This is a genomic window from Flavobacterium sp. CG_9.1, from assembly GCF_015751645.1.
GTDB lineage: Bacteria > Bacteroidota > Bacteroidia > Flavobacteriales > Flavobacteriaceae > Flavobacterium > Flavobacterium xanthum.
In genome coordinates this window covers 1-2483 of the sequence record NZ_JADOVC010000067.1, presented here as the reverse complement: position 1 = coordinate 2483, position 2483 = coordinate 1, and the positions used below count along the sequence as shown (strand labels likewise).

Annotated in this window: 1 rRNA gene; it reads left to right on the top strand. The window is 30.2% G+C overall.

Annotated elements, in window-relative coordinates:
- Positions 1–84, top strand: a 5S ribosomal RNA gene (gene rrf, locus IWX83_RS16975); the annotation flags it as partial.
- Between the last annotated feature and the right edge of the window lie 2399 nt (positions 85–2483).

Genomic DNA, 2483 nt, shown 5'->3' with positions numbered 1-2483 from the left:
CCTCTTCCCATCCCGAACAGAGTAGTTAAGCCCGCCTGCGCAGATGGTACTGCAGTTATGTGGGAGAGTATGTCGTCGCCTTTCTTTAAAAACCCTTCATCAATAGATGAAGGGTTTTTTGTTATAAATATGTCCCGTCCTGATATTGGCGATATAAATGGGGATCATTATATATTTTTTGATCAAGAACAAAACTTGGGGATTAGGCAAAAATATTAAACAATCTGAACAGAAAGAAATCTATCTTTCTTACTCCTCTAAACTTATTCCTGAATGCTTTAATTTTAGCATTGAAAGATTCTGTTTAAGAATTGGTGCTTCTATAGCAATGTGTTTTAAAATAATTTGATAATGGTTTATAATTGATTTTAGTATTGTGTTCTATGATTTGAGCCCAATATGATTTACTTTTTCATTCCCCCTGAATGATATAGTTATTTATAAATCATATTGGTTGTTTTCTCAAAGATATTCTAAATTTTTTGTGGCAAATTATGAGCTTTTTCAATATCAGGATGTATTTAAAATTATTATTTAACGTTTTCTTTTGGGTTTAGTAGTTATTTTATACTGCTCTTTTGCTAGTGGTGATATTACTTCGATAAGTTATGACCTTTTTTTTCTGGTTTAGTATAGGAATTACCAACTTGTGGCGAGCATTTGTTTAATGGTGTTGCCGATTAATTTCTAAATCAATGGCCTGATTACTACTTTTAATTATATTTTTCTACAAAGTTTCTAATTCTAATTTCTAAATATGAAATTGCTCTGTTATAAAGCTGTGATTTAAAAAAGATTTTTGTGGCTTAGAGTTCTATATTTGATGTTATATATAAAGTTAATTCGACAACTTAATTTTATTATTTAAGAGCTATTTCTTGAAATAAAACGAGTACAAGATTTTCTCTAGTTCAATCAGGAATACGTATTGTAGTAAGTTTGGTAGCATTTTCTCGTGTAGTAGACACTTTTGTAAAAAGTTCTTTATTGGAGCGATATGTGTTATCTGTTAATAAATTTTTGTTTATTGTTTGAGGACACAGAAGCTTGTGTTTGGTATGAGATTTCTGGTTGCAAGTTTTATAACCGATTAAAAAGTCTATGTATTGGTTTTATAAATTTTCACCAGTAACTCCATATATAGATTTGCTAGCATTGCAATTAGTAGTCTTTGTATCTATTGATCTCTTTTGGTAAAATGAACAAGGCCTGGTGTTACTCGAGTTCTTTAAGCTAATAAATTCCGATCTTAAAAAACAATTTTCACTTTGTATTTGTTAGTCTTCCTTTTCTGAGCAATATGGTGGTAAGCTATATTCCTACTAGTGGTAATAATCATAAACTGTAGTTTCTTAAAGTAATCAGTTAGTTCTTAGTTTACAATCTCGAAGCCTTATGGGAGTAAAATTAATGTCTTGTAAATATAAATGTAAAATATCTTCTGTTCTCTTAGTTGAAATTAATTCAAAGTAGTCGACAATAATTTGAGATAAAAGTAAGTTAGTGACTCTTTAAAGTAGTAAAGCATTTGTAGATAAGTTAGAAATTATATAAATCCTTTTTTCTTATTTCATCAAAGCCTGTAGTCTTGATCCATTTTGCTTTATAAACCTTGGCATATAGTATATCTTACCGCAATTGAAAGGCTTGTAATTATTTTTATATTTTGTATGTCTTTCTGCAGGGCATTCTTACGGATAGTTTCTTTCTATAAAAGCCTAGAATGTAAATCTTGTTTTAGTAAGTCTTTTTTATTAGTGCAAGATGCTACTGTGGAATTTGTTTTGGCAGCAATAATTCTTCTACAAAGCATGGTGCTTTCGTTTTCTGTAGATATAAAGTAGTAGGACGCTTTTTCCGAAACCTATACTACTTTTGCATTAGCTCTTGTAATTTTAAATTCTCTTTTAGTTGACTTCTTAAGATTGCCAGTACAGGTTGACAGAAGATTATAATTACTGTAATCAAAATAAACGTAAGTATAGTACTTCGGGCACTTTCTTTAATAGAAGTCAAAGACCGAGCTATATCAATGTAATGTTAAAATAATGATATAGCTTGGTTGATTTTTACTGTCTGTGACAAGGCTAAAGTAAATTGTTGCTTTTTTTTGCAGTAAAAAGTTAAGGCATGGTTGTTTCAAGTTCTCTGCACTTAGTAAGTTGTATGTTGAAAGTATTACAAAGAAAGTTTATGGATACCCGTCAAATCTTTAGTACAAGAGGAATTGTAAGGTATGAAATGCAGTTGTATTTTAAGATTCGCCCATAAACGCTGGGTTTTGTCACTTTTTAGGAAGAATATTGCAAAAGATTAGAAAATTTTTTTTTTCCAAGAAGCGTATTTTCAGTAAGTTAAAGCTAAAGTTAAGAAAAGGATAAAAAAAGAGTTTAAAAAAGCTTGAATACCGGTATAAAGGAGTTAGTTTTGCACCCGCAACAACGGCAAACGTTCATTTAAATACTGGCAAGCAGCACGAATTA